The organism is Arthrobacter sp. zg-Y916, assembly GCF_020907385.1.
In the GTDB taxonomy this organism is placed as follows: Bacteria; Actinomycetota; Actinomycetes; order Actinomycetales; family Micrococcaceae; genus Arthrobacter_B; species Arthrobacter_B caoxuetaonis.
The window spans coordinates 435,700-449,475 of sequence record NZ_JAJJOD010000001.1; the positions used below are offsets into that span (position 1 = coordinate 435,700).

Annotated in this window: 17 protein-coding genes; 11 read left to right on the forward strand and 6 right to left on the reverse strand. The window is 65.0% G+C overall.

Annotation, left to right across the window (positions count from 1 at the left end; genetic code table 11):
• Positions 1 to 353: 353 nt before the first annotated feature.
• The 3 genes from LOC59_RS02060 (at position 354) to LOC59_RS02070 (ending at position 2,208) form a co-directional block, all read left to right on the forward strand.
• The gene (locus LOC59_RS02060) at positions 354 to 1,451 is read left to right on the forward strand and encodes a 3-deoxy-7-phosphoheptulonate synthase (protein WP_227894100.1); all 1,098 of its coding nucleotides are present in this window, start codon (positions 354 to 356) and stop codon (positions 1,449 to 1,451) included.
• A 262-nt stretch (positions 1,452 to 1,713) separates the two neighbouring features.
• Positions 1,714 to 1,926 carry a helix-turn-helix domain-containing protein gene (locus LOC59_RS02065; RefSeq protein ID WP_227894101.1) on the forward strand — a complete coding sequence of 71 codons (213 nt, stop codon included), beginning with the start codon at positions 1,714 to 1,716 and terminating at the stop codon, positions 1,924 to 1,926.
• A 183-nt stretch (positions 1,927 to 2,109) separates the two neighbouring features.
• Positions 2,110 to 2,208 carry a 30S ribosomal protein bS22 gene (locus LOC59_RS02070; RefSeq protein ID WP_003792170.1) on the forward strand — a complete coding sequence of 33 codons (99 nt, stop codon included), beginning with the start codon at positions 2,110 to 2,112 and terminating at the stop codon, positions 2,206 to 2,208.
• 84 nt (positions 2,209 to 2,292) lie between these two features.
• On the opposite strand, the gene LOC59_RS02075 is transcribed toward LOC59_RS02070, so the two are convergent.
• Positions 2,293 to 3,105, reverse strand: a complete 813-nt coding sequence (locus tag LOC59_RS02075; RefSeq protein ID WP_227894102.1) for an HAD family hydrolase — start codon at positions 3,103 to 3,105, stop codon at positions 2,293 to 2,295.
• Between the two features lie 67 nt (positions 3,106 to 3,172).
• On the opposite strand from LOC59_RS02075, the gene LOC59_RS02080 reads away from it, so the two are divergent.
• Both LOC59_RS02080 and LOC59_RS02085 read left to right on the forward strand, forming a co-directional pair.
• On the forward strand, positions 3,173 to 3,436 hold the full coding sequence (locus LOC59_RS02080) for a glutaredoxin family protein (protein WP_227894103.1): 264 nt from the start codon (positions 3,173 to 3,175) through the stop codon (positions 3,434 to 3,436).
• 147 nt (positions 3,437 to 3,583) lie between these two features.
• Positions 3,584 to 4,285: a redox-sensing transcriptional repressor Rex gene (locus LOC59_RS02085; RefSeq protein WP_227894104.1), complete on the forward strand. Its 702-nt coding sequence runs from the start codon at positions 3,584 to 3,586 to the stop codon at positions 4,283 to 4,285.
• A 5-nt stretch (positions 4,286 to 4,290) separates the two neighbouring features.
• Here the strand turns inward: LOC59_RS02085 and LOC59_RS02090 are convergent, their stop codons facing one another.
• The 3 genes from LOC59_RS02090 to LOC59_RS02100 form a co-directional block, all read right to left on the reverse strand.
• Positions 4,291 to 4,824 carry a hypothetical protein gene (locus LOC59_RS02090; protein ID WP_227894105.1) on the reverse strand — a complete coding sequence of 178 codons (534 nt, stop codon included), beginning with the start codon at positions 4,822 to 4,824 and terminating at the stop codon, positions 4,291 to 4,293.
• Positions 4,825 to 5,243: 419 nt separating this feature from the next.
• Positions 5,244 to 6,071 carry a hypothetical protein gene (locus LOC59_RS02095; protein ID WP_227894106.1) on the reverse strand — a complete coding sequence of 276 codons (828 nt, stop codon included), beginning with the start codon at positions 6,069 to 6,071 and terminating at the stop codon, positions 5,244 to 5,246.
• 236 nt (positions 6,072 to 6,307) lie between these two features.
• On the reverse strand, positions 6,308 to 6,847 hold the full coding sequence (locus LOC59_RS02100) for a YceI family protein (RefSeq protein WP_227894107.1): 540 nt from the start codon (positions 6,845 to 6,847) through the stop codon (positions 6,308 to 6,310).
• Between the two features lie 149 nt (positions 6,848 to 6,996).
• On the opposite strand from LOC59_RS02100, the gene LOC59_RS02105 reads away from it, so the two are divergent.
• From LOC59_RS02105 to ccsB, 5 genes are all read left to right on the forward strand, one after another.
• Positions 6,997 to 7,659, forward strand: a complete 663-nt coding sequence (locus LOC59_RS02105; RefSeq protein WP_227894570.1) for a histidine phosphatase family protein — start codon at positions 6,997 to 6,999, stop codon at positions 7,657 to 7,659.
• Between the two features lie 95 nt (positions 7,660 to 7,754).
• On the forward strand, positions 7,755 to 8,354 hold the full coding sequence (locus LOC59_RS02110) for a TlpA family protein disulfide reductase (RefSeq protein WP_227894571.1): 600 nt from the start codon (positions 7,755 to 7,757) through the stop codon (positions 8,352 to 8,354).
• Positions 8,355 to 8,425: 71 nt separating this feature from the next.
• Positions 8,426 to 9,142, forward strand: coding sequence for a cytochrome c biogenesis CcdA family protein (locus tag LOC59_RS02115; RefSeq protein ID WP_227894572.1), 717 nt, complete (start codon positions 8,426 to 8,428; stop codon positions 9,140 to 9,142).
• Between the two features lie 100 nt (positions 9,143 to 9,242).
• Complete coding sequence (resB, locus tag LOC59_RS02120) at positions 9,243 to 10,982, forward strand: cytochrome c biogenesis protein ResB (protein WP_229970854.1); 1,740 nt, start codon at positions 9,243 to 9,245, stop codon at positions 10,980 to 10,982.
• Complete coding sequence (gene ccsB / locus LOC59_RS02125; RefSeq protein ID WP_227894108.1) at positions 10,982 to 12,013, forward strand: c-type cytochrome biogenesis protein CcsB; 1,032 nt, start codon at positions 10,982 to 10,984, stop codon at positions 12,011 to 12,013. Before resB ends, ccsB begins: the two co-directional genes overlap by 1 nt.
• Before the next feature lie 97 nt (positions 12,014 to 12,110).
• Here the strand turns inward: ccsB and LOC59_RS02130 are convergent, their stop codons facing one another.
• Both LOC59_RS02130 and LOC59_RS02135 read right to left on the reverse strand, forming a co-directional pair.
• Entirely contained in the window at positions 12,111 to 12,725 is a 615-nt protein-coding gene (locus LOC59_RS02130; protein WP_227894109.1) for a hypothetical protein, read from the reverse strand.
• A gap of 176 nt (positions 12,726 to 12,901) precedes the next feature.
• Complete coding sequence (locus LOC59_RS02135; protein ID WP_227894110.1) at positions 12,902 to 13,279, reverse strand: PLD nuclease N-terminal domain-containing protein; 378 nt, start codon at positions 13,277 to 13,279, stop codon at positions 12,902 to 12,904.
• A 123-nt stretch (positions 13,280 to 13,402) separates the two neighbouring features.
• Here LOC59_RS02135 and LOC59_RS02140 point away from each other — a divergent pair, with 123 nt between their 5' ends.
• The gene (locus tag LOC59_RS02140) at positions 13,403 to 13,711 is read left to right on the forward strand and encodes a DUF4229 domain-containing protein (protein WP_227894111.1); all 309 of its coding nucleotides are present in this window, start codon (positions 13,403 to 13,405) and stop codon (positions 13,709 to 13,711) included.
• The last annotated feature ends 65 nt before the right edge of the window (positions 13,712 to 13,776 follow it).

The following is a 13,776-nucleotide window of genomic DNA, read 5'->3' on the forward strand; positions in this document are numbered from 1 at the left end:
ACTCAAGGGGGCAACGCCTTTCGAAGCATTCTGCTCTGGAATCATTGAGACTACGGAGCGGCGTGCGGGCCTGACAAGGCATGTTCACGAAGCGGGCGGAGAGGCGGGCGGCAGCGTCACAATCCAGGCCGGCGGGCGCCCGGCTTGCCAAGCAGCGCGGCCTGGGCCTACCGTCTAGGCATGACTAACCGTTGGTATGCGTATTTTTCGTTGGCTCTGGAGGAGCCCGCGCGATAATTCGCTGACGCCAACCTTCAGAGCCACCAGGGCAGGGGATTATTCCCTTGCCCTTCGCCATATCCGGCGGGGTCTGAAGAGAAGTCCCGCCGGCCTCACACACGGATAACGGGACCATGAACCTCACCAGCACAAAACATTCAAACCGTACGTCGGACCTGCGGGTCAGCGAGTTCCTCCCGCTGCCGGCACCCGCCGATCTCCTGGCTGAACTGCCGCTCACCGACGAGCTTGCCGGCGTCGTGAGCCGGGGGCGCGAAGACATCCGTGCCGTACTCAACGGGGCCGATGACCGGCTCCTTGTGATCGTAGGGCCCTGCTCGATCCACGATCCGGTGGCCGGGCTGGAGTACGCTGCACGCCTTGCCGCTGCCGCCGAAGAGCACCGGTCCGATCTTCTCGTGGTGCTGCGGGCCTACTTCGAAAAGCCGCGCACCACAGTGGGATGGAAAGGGCTGATCAACGATCCCCGCCTGGACGGCAGCCATGACATCGCCACCGGGCTGTTCGCCGCGCGGCGCTTCCTCATCGCGGCTGCGGAACTCGGCCTGCCCACCGGGACAGAATTCCTGGAACCCATCAGCCCCCAGTACGTCGCCGACCTGGTGTCGTGGGGAGCAATCGGAGCCCGGACCACCGAGAGCCAGATCCACCGGCAGCTGGTCTCCGGGCTGTCCATGCCGGTCGGCTTCAAGAACGGAACCGACGGTTCGCTGCAGATCGCCGTGGACGCGTGCGATGCCGCGTCCGCTCCGCAGTCATTCCTGGGGATCGACGGCGCAGGACGGGCATCAATGGTCCGTACCGCCGGGAATCCGGACACGCACCTCATCCTCCGCGGCGGCAGCTCCGGGCCGAACTACTCCGCCCCGGATGTGCTTGCGGCATCCGAAACCCTGGCCGGCAAGGGCCTTAACCCGCGCCTAATCGTGGACGCCAGCCACGCCAACAGCGGCAAGAACCATCACCGCCAGGCAGAAGTGGCACTGGAACTGGCCGCCACGCTGGAATCCGGCCACGATGCACGGCACAGGCTCGCAGGCGTCATGCTGGAGAGCTTCCTGGTGGGCGGCGCGCAGCCGCACGACAGTGAGAACCCCCGCCCGCTGACCTACGGGCAAAGCATCACGGACAAGTGCATGGACTGGGATACGTCGGCTGTCATTCTCGAGGCGCTGGCAGCAGCCTCCCGGCGCCGTCGCACCGGAGCCTGAAGCCGTGCTGCAGTCCTGCACCGGCGCCGGCCGCGGACCGCGGGAGCAAGCGGAAGAAACATCGCGGAAAGGGACCGTCTTTCAGCGGAAAAACTTCCACTATGGTTACTTCAGCCACTAGAGTAGAGTGCTAGACGGTCATCAGATGGTCATCAAGGCGACACGCCGCCGATGTTCGACGAGACGGGATTGCGCTCCTTGCGCTTCGCCCCTCCAGTCGGACTGGACGCAAGTTGCTTCCGAACGAAGGAACAAGAGATAAATGGCAGACGAGAGCAATTTCTCGGACGTGCGGTTTCTGACGGTGTCAGAGGTCGCGGATGTCATGCGTGTGTCCAAGATGACCGTTTACCGGCTGGTGCACTCCGGAGAACTTCCGGCAGTCCGGTTCGGACGGTCCTACCGGGTTCCGGAATCTGCGGTGCAGCAGGTTCTGCGCAACGCGGTGATCGACCGCCGGACGGGCACCGCTTAGGCATCACCCGAAACGGGTGCCAGGGTGCAAACGGCGCTGTCCGGAAAGACAGCGTGGAAGCGGTACCCTGTTAAGGAACGTTTCAATCATGGCTAGTATCTGCCGGAACCGTTGACGGCGGGCCGCCCAGGCCCCCTGATCCAGGAACCGGCATGGCTCCTAATTCAAGTTTGTGAGGACTCTGTGGGTTCAGTTATTAAGAAGCGCCGCAAGCGTATGGCTAAGAAGAAGCACCGTAAGCTGCTTCGCAAGACCCGTCACCAGCGCCGCAACAAGAAGTAGATTCTTCTTTAGCGCCGCAGAAGCCCGCCGTCCGGTTCAGGACTTGGCGGGCTTCAGCTTTTTAAGACCTGCGCGGGGACGGACCTAGCGGGAACGGACCCAGGAAAAGCCGCGCCACAATCCGTAGGCTGCCCCGGCAGCCGAAGCCGTCTTAAGGCCGAGCGTGGCGGCACGGCGTCCGGACCGGAAATCATAGACGGGCCAGTTGTGATCGCGGGCGTGCCGGCGGAGGCGCGCGTCAGGATTGATCGCCACAGGATGGCCCACCAACGTCAGCAGCGGCACGTCGTTGAAGGAATCGCTGTAGGCCCAGCAGCGGGAGAGATCCAGTCCCTCCTGCTCGGCGAGGGCACGGACGCCTTCTGCCTTGGCCGGACCGTGCAGGAATTCACCGACCAGCCGGCCGGTGTAGAGGCCGTCGGCCACCTCGCTGACAGTCCCCAGGGCTCCTGTCAGTGACAGCCGGCTGGCAATCACCGATGCCACTTCCACCGGCGTTCCCGTGACCAGCCACACCGGCCGGCCCGCCTTCATATGCTGTTCGGTCAGTGCGCGGGTGCCGGGCCAGATCTTCGAAACGATCATTTCGTCGTAGACCTCTTCGCCGAGGGTACGGACGTCCTCGGCTGCCAGTCCCGTTGCGAAGGCCAGGGCTGCGTCACGGACGCTGTGAACGTCCTTGAGGTTCTCGCCCTTCAGCATGAAGCGCAGCTGCTTGTACGCGAAACCGCCGGCCTCCCGAAGGGTGAAGACCCCCCGCTGGTGCATCTTGCGCGCCACATGGAACAGGCTGGCACCGCGCATAAGGGTATTGTCGACGTCGAAAAAAGCCGCTTCTCCCGGAGTTCCTGCCGCAGCCGGATAATCGGTGGCTCGGACGGCAGTGGATCGGGGCATAGCTCGAGTCTACTGAAAAACCCGCTTGTTCCACGGACATGGGTCCGTGCAGGCTAAGTTGGAAGTCATGAATGGTGTACCAACGTCCGCGCCGGTTCCGGAGGTCCTGCTGCTGACGCGCCCGGGCTGCCACCTGTGCGAGGCGGCCCGGAAGGTTCTGGACCGGGTGTGCGGCGATTTCGGCGTTCCGTGGCAGGAACGCTCTATTGACGGTGACCCCGACTACCTTGCCCGTTTCTCCGAGGAGGTCCCGGTCCTGATGATCAACGGAATCCAGCGGGACTTCTGGCACATTGATGAAGCCCGGCTGCGCCGGCTGCTGGCGTCATAACCGGGGGAGACGGAAGAAGTCCGTGGAGGAGGAGAACACTTGGAGAGCCCCGAGGAGCGGCCCTAGAGTGGGCAAGTACCGGACGGAGGTCCGCGGGCGCCGCTGCGGGGCCCTGAGCAACGAAAGCGGCAGAGGTGAGTACCAGGGATGAGTGACCCGGCAAGCCGTCAGCCGTCCGGCCACGGGCGGCACATCCCAGCGGCGTCGCTGGCGCGCCTCACCGTATACCTGCGTGTGCTGGGGACCATGATGACCGAGGGAATCGAGCGGGTATCCTCCGAGGAGCTGGCGGAGGCCGCGGGAGTCAACTCACCAAAACTCCGCAAGGACCTCTCCTATCTGGGCTCCTACGGCACACGCGGCGTGGGCTACGACGTCCCGTACCTCAGCGGCCAGATTGCTGCGGCCCTGGGCCTGACGCTGGACTGGCGCGTCGCCATCGTGGGGGCCGGGCATTTGGGGCGGGCGCTGGCAGGCTACCCCGGGTTCGGGTCGCGGGGATTCGAGGTCGTGGCCCTGTTCGACGCTGACCAGATGACCGTGGGCCAGGAAGTCGGCTGGTTGCGGATCAGCCCGGTCGATGCCATGGAAGCCGTGCTCGAAAAGACCAGGGCCAACATGGCCGTCCTGGCTGTCCCGGCAGACGTGGCGCAGCAGATGTGCGACCGTCTCATTGCAGCCGGGATCACAAGCATCCTCAGCTTCGCCCCGGTGGTGCTGCAGGCTCCGCCCGAAATCCAGATCCGCAAGGTGGACATGGCCACCGAACTGCAGATCCTTGCCTACCATGCCCAGCGCGCCCAGGTGGCGGCCCTTGCGACCGACGCCCAGGCCCGGTTGATGCGCTGAGAAGTTCAGCTTCCCAAAGTGCGGGCCCGGCCCCTCGCGAAATACCTCGCGGTGCCAGGCAGGAAAGACAGTGCCAGCCCGGTGCCGGCGATCAGTGCGGCCGCCACATGCTGTTCCGCGTGGTTCAGGACGCCGAAGAAGAGAGCTGCGGCTACCAGTGCGGCGCAGCACACCCGCGCCCAATTCCGGCCATCGCGGATTACTGAGGCCAGGAAGAAGCAGGCCCCAAAAGTCACGGCGGTCATGGCCACATCCGCAACCCTGGCGAGGACCAGCAGGGTGTCAGCCGGGACGCCAAGTTCCAGGAGCTGTGCCGTAGCTTCCGGTACTCCGCGACCAGGGTCCATGGCCGCACGGAAACCGGCCACCAGGACCACCACACCGGCTGCGAAGATCAGCAAGGCACCCGCATTGACCGCCAGCGGAGCGCGGCGGGGGGTTTTCCGGCTGGAAAGGCGAGGGGGCGGAACCGGCTGGGGAACGGGCGCCCGTTCGGGCCGGGGCGGCAGCTTGGCAGCGGGCTGGGGTGAAGTACGCATCGCTGGACGCTCGCCGCCGGCGAGTGCAGCGCCTGCGGCTGCGCCGCTCGCCGGTGGTGCTGCCGGTGCAGTCTCCGGTGCAGGGGCTGCTGCCGGTGCAGGCGCATCCGGTGTTTCCGGAGCGGAATCGCGCTCCGGCCACCCTGTCCGGGATGGCCGTACCGCCAGGCGGTGGAACCCAAGGTTCCGGACTGGTAAATGGAAGTGGCGGGAAAGAAACGTGGAACCGGCTTGCGGGGAATTGGGGGCTTCGGGAGGTGGGGTCATAGTCGTCGCCGCCTTCAAGAGACCGGAAAACAGTACTCCTACCGGGAGGTTGTCAGCTCCCTGTAGGGCAGCTAACGCTACGCCCAGGACCTGCTGCTGTGACCATCATTAGGGTGAACCGGTGCCGGAGCAGCCAAGATTTATGCCACCGGCTAGTACGGGCGGTAAGGGTTGTAATCGTGCCGCTGGAAGTAGGGATTGCTCGGCTTCAGGTAGAGCATCACGATCCCGGCTATCCCGGCCAGTGTGGCGACCAGGGACAGCAGCCCCAGCGGTGAGGCGAAGTAGGTCGGAAGGGACACCAGCAGCCCGAAAACCGAGAAAGCAGCGAAGACGGTGCCCACGATCCGGGCCCAATTGTGTCCGCGTCGAACGAAGAATGCGATCAGCACGTACATGCCCAGGCCGATCAGCCCCACCAGCACCGAGAAGGTGATCAGGAAGCCGCTGGCATCCTGCAGATCTATGTCACTGTCCCGCAGCATCTGCGTCTGTTCGGGGGAGAGCAGGTTCGGCAGGTTCAGGGACGTCAGCAGGTTGCTGATGAAGGACAGGACGCCGGCCGCGATGATGAGCCAGAAGCCAAGCTCAACCTCACGCGGCGCAGGACCCTTGGAGGACCCTGTTCCAGCAGGCGAGGGGTAGCCCGAAGGCTGGGCAGCCTGATATCCGTAGGGTCCCTGGCCATACTGCGGCTGGCCAGGTGCCTGCCCATATTGGCTGGGCTGCCCGTACTGCCCCGGCTGCCCGTACTGCCCTGCCTGCCCGTACTGCCCCGGCTGTCCGCCCTGCGGGGCGGCTGGGCCAGCCTGACCGTCTTCCTGCCCGGCATGGGGCGGAGCGGACGGCTGTTCCGGCTTGCTGTACTGCCCGTAGCGGGGCTGCTGGCGCTCTTGTTCGCCTTCCACCGCGGAGTCCGGCGGGGGAGTTTCCCGCGGAGCGTCGGGATCGCTGGGGTCAGGGATGTTTGGAGTGGTCATGGGGCCCGCCTGCCGTTTGGTGCCTGCCGGCGGGTGCCGGCAGGCAAGTGTGCCCATCTGCGAAGTCAGGTGACAAGTCTATCGCCGGGGCACTGGCGCGGCACCGGCGCGGACACACTCTCCGGTCGTGGGCGGGGAAACTGTGGATTAAACAAGCGTGGACCGGAACACCCGTCGGGGGTTCCGGTCCACGGCTCCTGCACTGGGACTAAGTGACTGGGGCTAAGTGACTGGGACTAAGCGGCGACGAACGCAGCGTCGACGTTGATGGTTACCTTGTCGCCCACCAGTACGCCGCCGGTCTCCAGGGCAGCGTTCCACGTCAGGCCGAATTCCTTGCGGCTGATCGAGGTGGTTGCGGAGAATCCGGCGCGGGTGGCGCCGAAGGGGTCAACGGCCACACCGTTGAATTCGACGTCCAGGGTCACGGGGCGGGTGGTGCCTTTGATGGTCAGATCGCCCGTGAGCTTGTAGCTTTCGCCCGAGCCTTCCACGTTGGTGGCGGTGAACGTGAGTTCGGGGAACTGCTCGGCGTCGAAGAAGTCCGGGCCCTTGACATGGGCGTCGCGGTTGGCGTCGTTGGAGTTGAAGGACGAGGAATCGATCGTGGCGGAGATCTTGGAGCCGGCAAGGGACTCGCCGACTTCGAGGACAGCCGAGACCTTGTCGAAATTGCCGCGGACCTTGCTGATGCCGGCGTGCCGGACGGTGAAGCCGACTTCGCTGTGGGAAGCGTCGAGGTTCCAGGTGCCTGCGTTAAGTCCGGTAGGGATCATGGTGGGGTAACTCCTGTCGTGGATCACCGGGCGGCGGTCGCCTGCCCGGCTATTAGATGCAATTGCATTGAGTCTTACACATAAAACTCAAAGGTTCAACTGTTTGTGAAGATTTAATCTTCACCGGCGTGTCTGCGAGACTTGGAATCATGTCGCGTGCCTCGATCCACCTCGTCCGCCATGGAGAAGTCTTTAACCCGGACGGTGTCCTTTACGGGCGCCTGCCCGAGTTTCACCTCTCAGATCTGGGCCAGGAGATGGCCCGCCGCGTCGCCTCCCACTTCCAGTCGCAGAAGAACGACGGCGCCAAGCTGGTGCACCTGGTTGCCTCACCGCTGACCAGGGCGCAGGAAACGGCCGCACCCATCGCAGCTGCCCTGGGCCTGGAAATCGAGACGGACGAGCGGATCCTCGAAGCCGAAAACCGTTTTGAAGGACTCTCTGGAGTGAAGAGCCGGCTGCGCAGCCCGCGCTACTGGCCGCTGCTCCGGAATCCCATGAAGCCTTCCTGGGGTGAGCCCTATGTCCAGCAGGTGGACCGCGTCATGGCTGCCGTGCAGGACGCCCGGGTCCGGGCACTGGAAACAGGCGGCGACGGCGCCGAAGCCGTCCTCGTGAGCCATCAGCTGCCGATTTGGGTCACCAGGCTTGCCGCTGAGGGGCGGCGGCTGTGGCATGACCCGCGGAACAGGGAATGCACACTGACCTCCGTAACCACCCTGGATTTCGAGGGCGACGTGTTGTCCGGCGTTCGTTATGCGGAGCCCTCCGCGGACCTGCTGCCCGGGGCAGCGAACATCCCCGGCGCATAATACAATTACTACGCGTTGTAGAAGTGGCCCTCCCCTGCCGCGATGAAAGCTGGAAATCCGTGAAGAAACCTCAGAGCGACAACCAGTCCGATGCCATGCACCGCAGGTCCTTCCTGCGGATTGGTGCCGGGCTGGCCGTAGGCGTGCCCCTGGCCGCCGCCCTGGCCGGATGCACGGTTGAGGACCCGCTTGCCGCCCAGGCCAAAGCCGGAGACAACAAGAACTACATCGCCGGCGACGGGTCCGTCACGGAATACGCAGTCTCCGAACGCGGTGAGCCCGTTAAACTGTCCGGAACCCTTTTTGACGGCACTACGGTGACCAACGCGGACTGGGCGGGCGACGTCGTCGTCCTTAATTTCTGGTACGCAGCCTGTGCGCCGTGCCGCAAGGAAGCTCCTGACCTCGTGGAACTGCATGAGCAGTTCTCGCCCGAAGGCGCCCGGTTCTACGGCGTGAATATCCGCGACGAGGCCAAGACGGCGGAAGCCTTTGAACGGAACTTCGCCATTCCCTACCCCAGTTTCGAGGACCGCAACGGGGACGTGCTGCTCGCGATGACGGGCTTCGTACCGCCGCAGGCTGTGCCGACAACGCTGGTGCTTGACCGTGAAGGCCGGGTCGCTGCGCGGATCCTGGGCCTGGCTGAAAAGGGAACGCTCAAGACCCTGATCAGCGACGCGCTGGCTGCGTAGCCGTGCCGCCCCTGCTTCCCGCCGCGCTGCCGGCCGCCAACGTCTTCGCGGAAACGATCCTTAACGGGTCGATGCTGCTGGCCATCCCGGTGGCGATCCTCGCCGGCCTGGTTTCCTTTCTTTCCCCCTGCGTGCTGCCGCTCGTGCCCGGATACCTGGGATACGTGACGGGGCTGACGGGCATTGACCTGGAAAAGCAGCGCCGGGGGCGGATGCTGACGGGCATTGCACTCTTTATCCTGGGGTTCTCCGTGGTTTTTGTCGCCATCGGAGCCGGGATCGGACAGCTCGGGGCATGGCTGCGCGGGCCGGACCAGGCCTGGATTCCGCAGGTCCTGGGCGTGCTGATCATCCTGATGGGCGTGATCTTCATGGGTGGGCTGTCCTGGTTCCAGCGCGACCGCAAGATCGAGGCACGGCCGCCGGCCGGCCTGTGGGGCGCACCCCTGCTGGGCATCACTTTCGGTTTGGGCTGGGCACCGTGCATGGGGCCGACCCTCTCCGCAGTCCAGCTGCTCTCCTTTTCCGGCGACGATGCCTCGGCGGCCAAGGGGGCATTGCTCACGTTCGTCTACTGCCTTGGCCTGGGACTGCCCTTCCTGCTGATTGCCCTGGGCGTCCGGCGCGGGATGGGCGCACTGGGCTTCTTCCGCCGCCACCGGCTTGCGCTGCAGCGTTTTGGCGGCGGCATGCTGATCGCGCTGGGGCTGCTGATGGTCACCGGCGTCTGGAATGTTTGGATCAACCAGCTCCAAGGCTGGTTGGATAGTGTCACCCTGCCCATCTGATGAGCATGTCCCATGTCCGAGACTCCGGCCGCCAGCTGGCCGGAACCCGACTCCACAGAACAATGAGAACCAGTTGAAACCTGAACCGGACAGCGAAGAGATGCAGACACCGCCCTCCGGCGCGCCGTCTGCCAACGCAACCACGCCGCCTGCCGGCAAGCCGGGGAAAAAGAAGGCCGACGACGTCGCCCTTCCCTCCCTCGGCCTGCTGGGCACGCTGCGCTGGGCGTGGACCCAGCTCACGAGCATGCGCACGGCGCTGTTCCTGCTGCTGCTGCTGGCGGTGGCGGCGGTGCCGGGTTCACTCTTCCCGCAGCGCCCGGCCAACCCCGCAGCTGTCACGCAGTACATTCAGGACAACCCGGGCACAGGACCCTGGTTGGACCGCTTCCAGCTGTTCGATGTGTACTCCTCCATCTGGTTCTCGGCCATTTACCTGCTTCTCTTCATCTCCCTGATCGGCTGTGTGATTCCGCGCGCCAAGGTCCATTGGAAGGCGCTGCGCTCCAAGCCCCCGAGGACTCCCACGAAGCTTTCGCGGCTTCCGGAATACGGAACCATGGTGGTTCCCGCCGGCACCGGCCTCACCGCCGGGCAGGCAGCCCGCGACGCTGCCCAGGTCCTGCGCAAGCGCGGCTACCGGGTGGAGGCCCGTGACCTGGACTCGGACCGTCCCTCCGTGGGCGCCGAACGCGGCTTCGCCAAGGAGACCGGCAACCTTGTCTTCCATGTGTCGCTGATCGGGGTCCTGGCCTCTGTGGCGATCGGCGGGCTCGTGGGCTACAACGGCCAGCGCGTGGTGGTCGAAGGGGACACCTTTGTGAATACCCTCGTGGGGTATGACACTTTCAGCCCCGGCACCAACTTCTCCGAGTCCCAGCTGGCCCCGTACTCCCTGACCCTGGACGACTTCGACGTCACCTTCGACCGGCAGGCCAACGGCAACGTCCAGCCGCTGGACTTCACCGCCAGCGTCACCGTGCAGGAAGACCCCGATGAGGCTCCGCGGTCCGAGACGCTGAAGGTCAACAAGCCGCTGAGCATCGGCGGAACAAAGGTCTACCTGGTGGGCAACGGCTACGCGCCGGTGGTCACAGTGCGCGACGGCGCCGGAGACATCGCCTTCCAGGGCCCGGTGGTAGGCGTCCCCACGGACGGCGTCTACACCTCCCTGATGGTGATCAAGGCACCGGACGCCAAGCCCGACCAGCTCGGTTTCGTCGGGTTCTTCCTGCCCACCGCCATGCTGGACCCCGAGGGCGTCGCTTTCTCCGGCGACCCCGATCCGGTCAACCCGCAGCTGAACCTGAACTCCTACTACGGCGACCTGGGCCTGGACAACGGTGTCCCGAGCAATGTCTTCGTCCTCGATACCGACGACCTCACCCCCTTGAACAACAGGGACCTGGATGCCGGCGGAATCGTGCTCGGCATGAACCAGATCTATGACTTGCCCGAGGGCAAGGGATCGATCAGTTTCGACGGACTGCTGCGCTACGCAGCTCTGGACATCCATTACGATCCGGCCAAGGTAGGGGTGCTGATCTTCTCGGTACTCAGCCTTGCCGGACTGTCCGCTTCCCTGTTCCTCGCCCGCCGACGGGTGTGGGTGCGTACAGGGACCAGCGGGGATGGCCGCATAATGGTCGAGTACGGTTTGCTGGCCCGCGGCGAGGATCCGCGCCTTGAAGCCGAAGCCGAAGCCCTGCGCGGTTTGCTCGAAAAGAAGTGGCTGGCGGGCGGACCCGCCGCAGCACAGGCGGAAGGCCCGGGCGACCTGGCTGACGCATCAGTGGCCGGCACGGCCGGACGCACGGAAGAAACAGGTAAGGACTCCTAATGCCCTCCATCGACTACCAACTTGCGGAGTACAGCGACCTCTTCATGCTGCTCGCCGCTTTCACCTACACGGTGGCGTTCCTTGCGTTCACCTGGGACCTGGCTAAGAGCAGCAAGACCCTGAAGGCGATCGACCAGAAAGCTGCATCCGCAGCACCGGCGCAGCGCGTCATGGCGACCGCCGGCGCTCCTGCGGGCCCTGAAGGATCAGCACGCCAGTGGGGAGGCGGCGAAGCCGTCACTGCCGACGATGCCATGGGCTACACCGGTGCGCGCCGCAACGCTGCCCGCGTTGCCGTGGCCCTCACGGTTCTTGGCACGCTGATCCATGCCGCCGCCGTCGTCATGCGCGGCATGGCCGCCCACCGTGTGCCGTGGGGCAACATGTACGAGTTCTGCACCACCGGCGCCCTGGTGGTTTCCGTGATCTTCCTGCTGGTACTGCTGCGGCGGGACCTGCGTTTCCTCGGTACCTTCGTCATCGGCCTGGTCCTGATCATGATGATGGCTGCGACCATCGGCTTCCCGACCCCGGTAGGCCACCTCATCCCCGCACTGCAGAGCTACTGGCTGATCATCCATGTGTCGGTTGCCGTCATTGCTTCGGCGCTGTTCACGCTGACCTTCGCCATGTCCGTCCTGCAGCTGCTGCAGGCCGACCGCGAGGCCAAGGTCCGTGCCGGAGCCAAGGAGCGCCTGGCGTTCCTGAAGATCGTTCCGTCCGCCCAGTCGCTGGAGAACTTCTCCTACCGCATCAACGCCGTTGCATTCGTGCTGTGGACGTTCACCCTGATGGCCGGCGCCGTGTGGGCCGAACAGGCCTGGGGCCGTTACTGGGGCTGGGACACCAAGGAAGTCTGGACGTTCGTGATCTGGGTTGTCTACGCCGGCTATCTGCACGCCCGCGCCACCCGCGGCTGGACCGGCACCCGTGCCGCCTGGCTCTCGATCGTCGGCTACCTCTGCGTGGTCTTCAACTTCACCATCGTGAACGTCTACTTCGCCGGGCTGCACAGCTACTCCGGCGTCTAGGCACTGCCTTCGGGCGGCGGGGATTGCGCCTCCCACCCTGTCCCCGGCTTTCGCAGAACCCCGTTCCGGCTTCGGCCGGGGCGGGGTTTTCAGCAGCTCACGGTGCCCGCTCACAGGTGTAGATGTCTCCGCCATCTGCGGTCAGGGACAGTTGGTGTTCCCCGGCGGGCGCGGACGGCCGGATCCCGGTGGCGGCGTGCTCCGCCAGGTCTGAGACGAGTCGATTCACCTCGGCGCCCAGGGCCTTCAGGTTCTCGCTCTCTCCCTCGGTGTATCCGTCCTTCAGGTAGGTGTAGGCGCTGTCCACTTTCTGGGAAATGAGCTGGTTTAGCTCTTCGGCTTCGGCGGGTGCGATAAGGCGGACATCCCAGGCCGCTTCAACGGCCGTCCGGTAGGACTCTTCGACGTCGGCCCGTGCCTGTGCTTCGCCGTCGCTTTGGGATTCTGCGGCTGCCGCCCATGTATCAAGGTCCACCAGGAAGATCTGCGTTGCACTGGCATGGGAGGAGTATCTGTCCAGCCGCTCATCGCGCAGGAAACTTTCGCGTTCCTGCTGGCCGCTGACGACGATACCGATGGCCGTGCCGGCCAGGGCCAGCCCGCCCGTTATCAAACCGGCCCAGACAGGGCCAATGTCCACACTCCATTTCCTGGCATGCGCTCCGGAGGAGGCCGCCGCGGCCTTCCGTTCGGCATCAGGGCTGTCGGTCATGTGATAGCTCCCTTCAGACCCGGGAGATTTCAGGCCCCGGGACGCCAGCCGCCACGACGCGATGCAGGAATTGTACGTCCGGCGGCCGGGCATGGAACGCTGCGTCCGAAAAGATCGCAGGGCAAGCAAAAGCCCCGCTCCGGATCCGGAACGGGGCTTTTGCATTGGAGCTTGAGCTAGTTGCTGCTGGGCTTCTCGTCGTCGTTCTGCTTTGAGCGCTTCTCGCGGTCGGCCAGTTCCTGCTCGCGGCGCTTGAGTTCCGCTTCCTTCTCTTTCTGCCGGCGGCGGATCTCCAGGTTGCGGAGGAACTCGGGATCATCGTCCGGGGCAGTGGGGTGCCGGTTGGCACGGGGCCTGGGCTCCGGCCGTCGGCCCGGCCGGCCGAAAAGGAACCACAGGATGGCACCCAAGACCGGCAGCAGCACAATCGTGGCGAGCCAGGCCGGCTTGGAGATGCTGCGCACTTCCCGGGCAGAGGACATAAGGCAGTCAATGACCGCGTAGATGATGACGGCTGCGACGACGATGACGCCGAGGAGTACGAGGCGGGGCATGACCCCAGTGTAGTGGAGTGAGCTGAGGGCTGACTGGGTGCTGTTCAAGGCAATCTGCGTGACCTCCATGCCCGGCCGTGCGATCCGGAAGGCAGGGTCCGGGCGTGCCCGTAGAATAGGAACGTGGCTTTCTGGAAATTTACCGCTCTCCGCCTTGGTCTGGTGGCCGTCTTCTTTGTTGCAGGGCTGTACCTGCAGCTGGGTCTCGTGCTGTCTGCCCTGGTGGCAGCGGTCCTGGCCTGGTGCGTTACGTACCTGTTCTTCCGCGATATGCGCGACGCCGCTGCCGTCACCCTGCAGAGCCGTTTCAGCGAAAAAACTCCGCCGTCGCGCAACCGGGCAGAGCTCGACGATTCGGCGGCCGAGGACTCCATGCTGGACAGCAATCCGGACGTCACAATCGACGCCGACCGCAAACCCCGCGAGAACTGACACCGGACCCTCCGTGCGTCCCTGTTAGGGTCGACGGACAGTCCTACCCGCCAAACGCCGGGTAA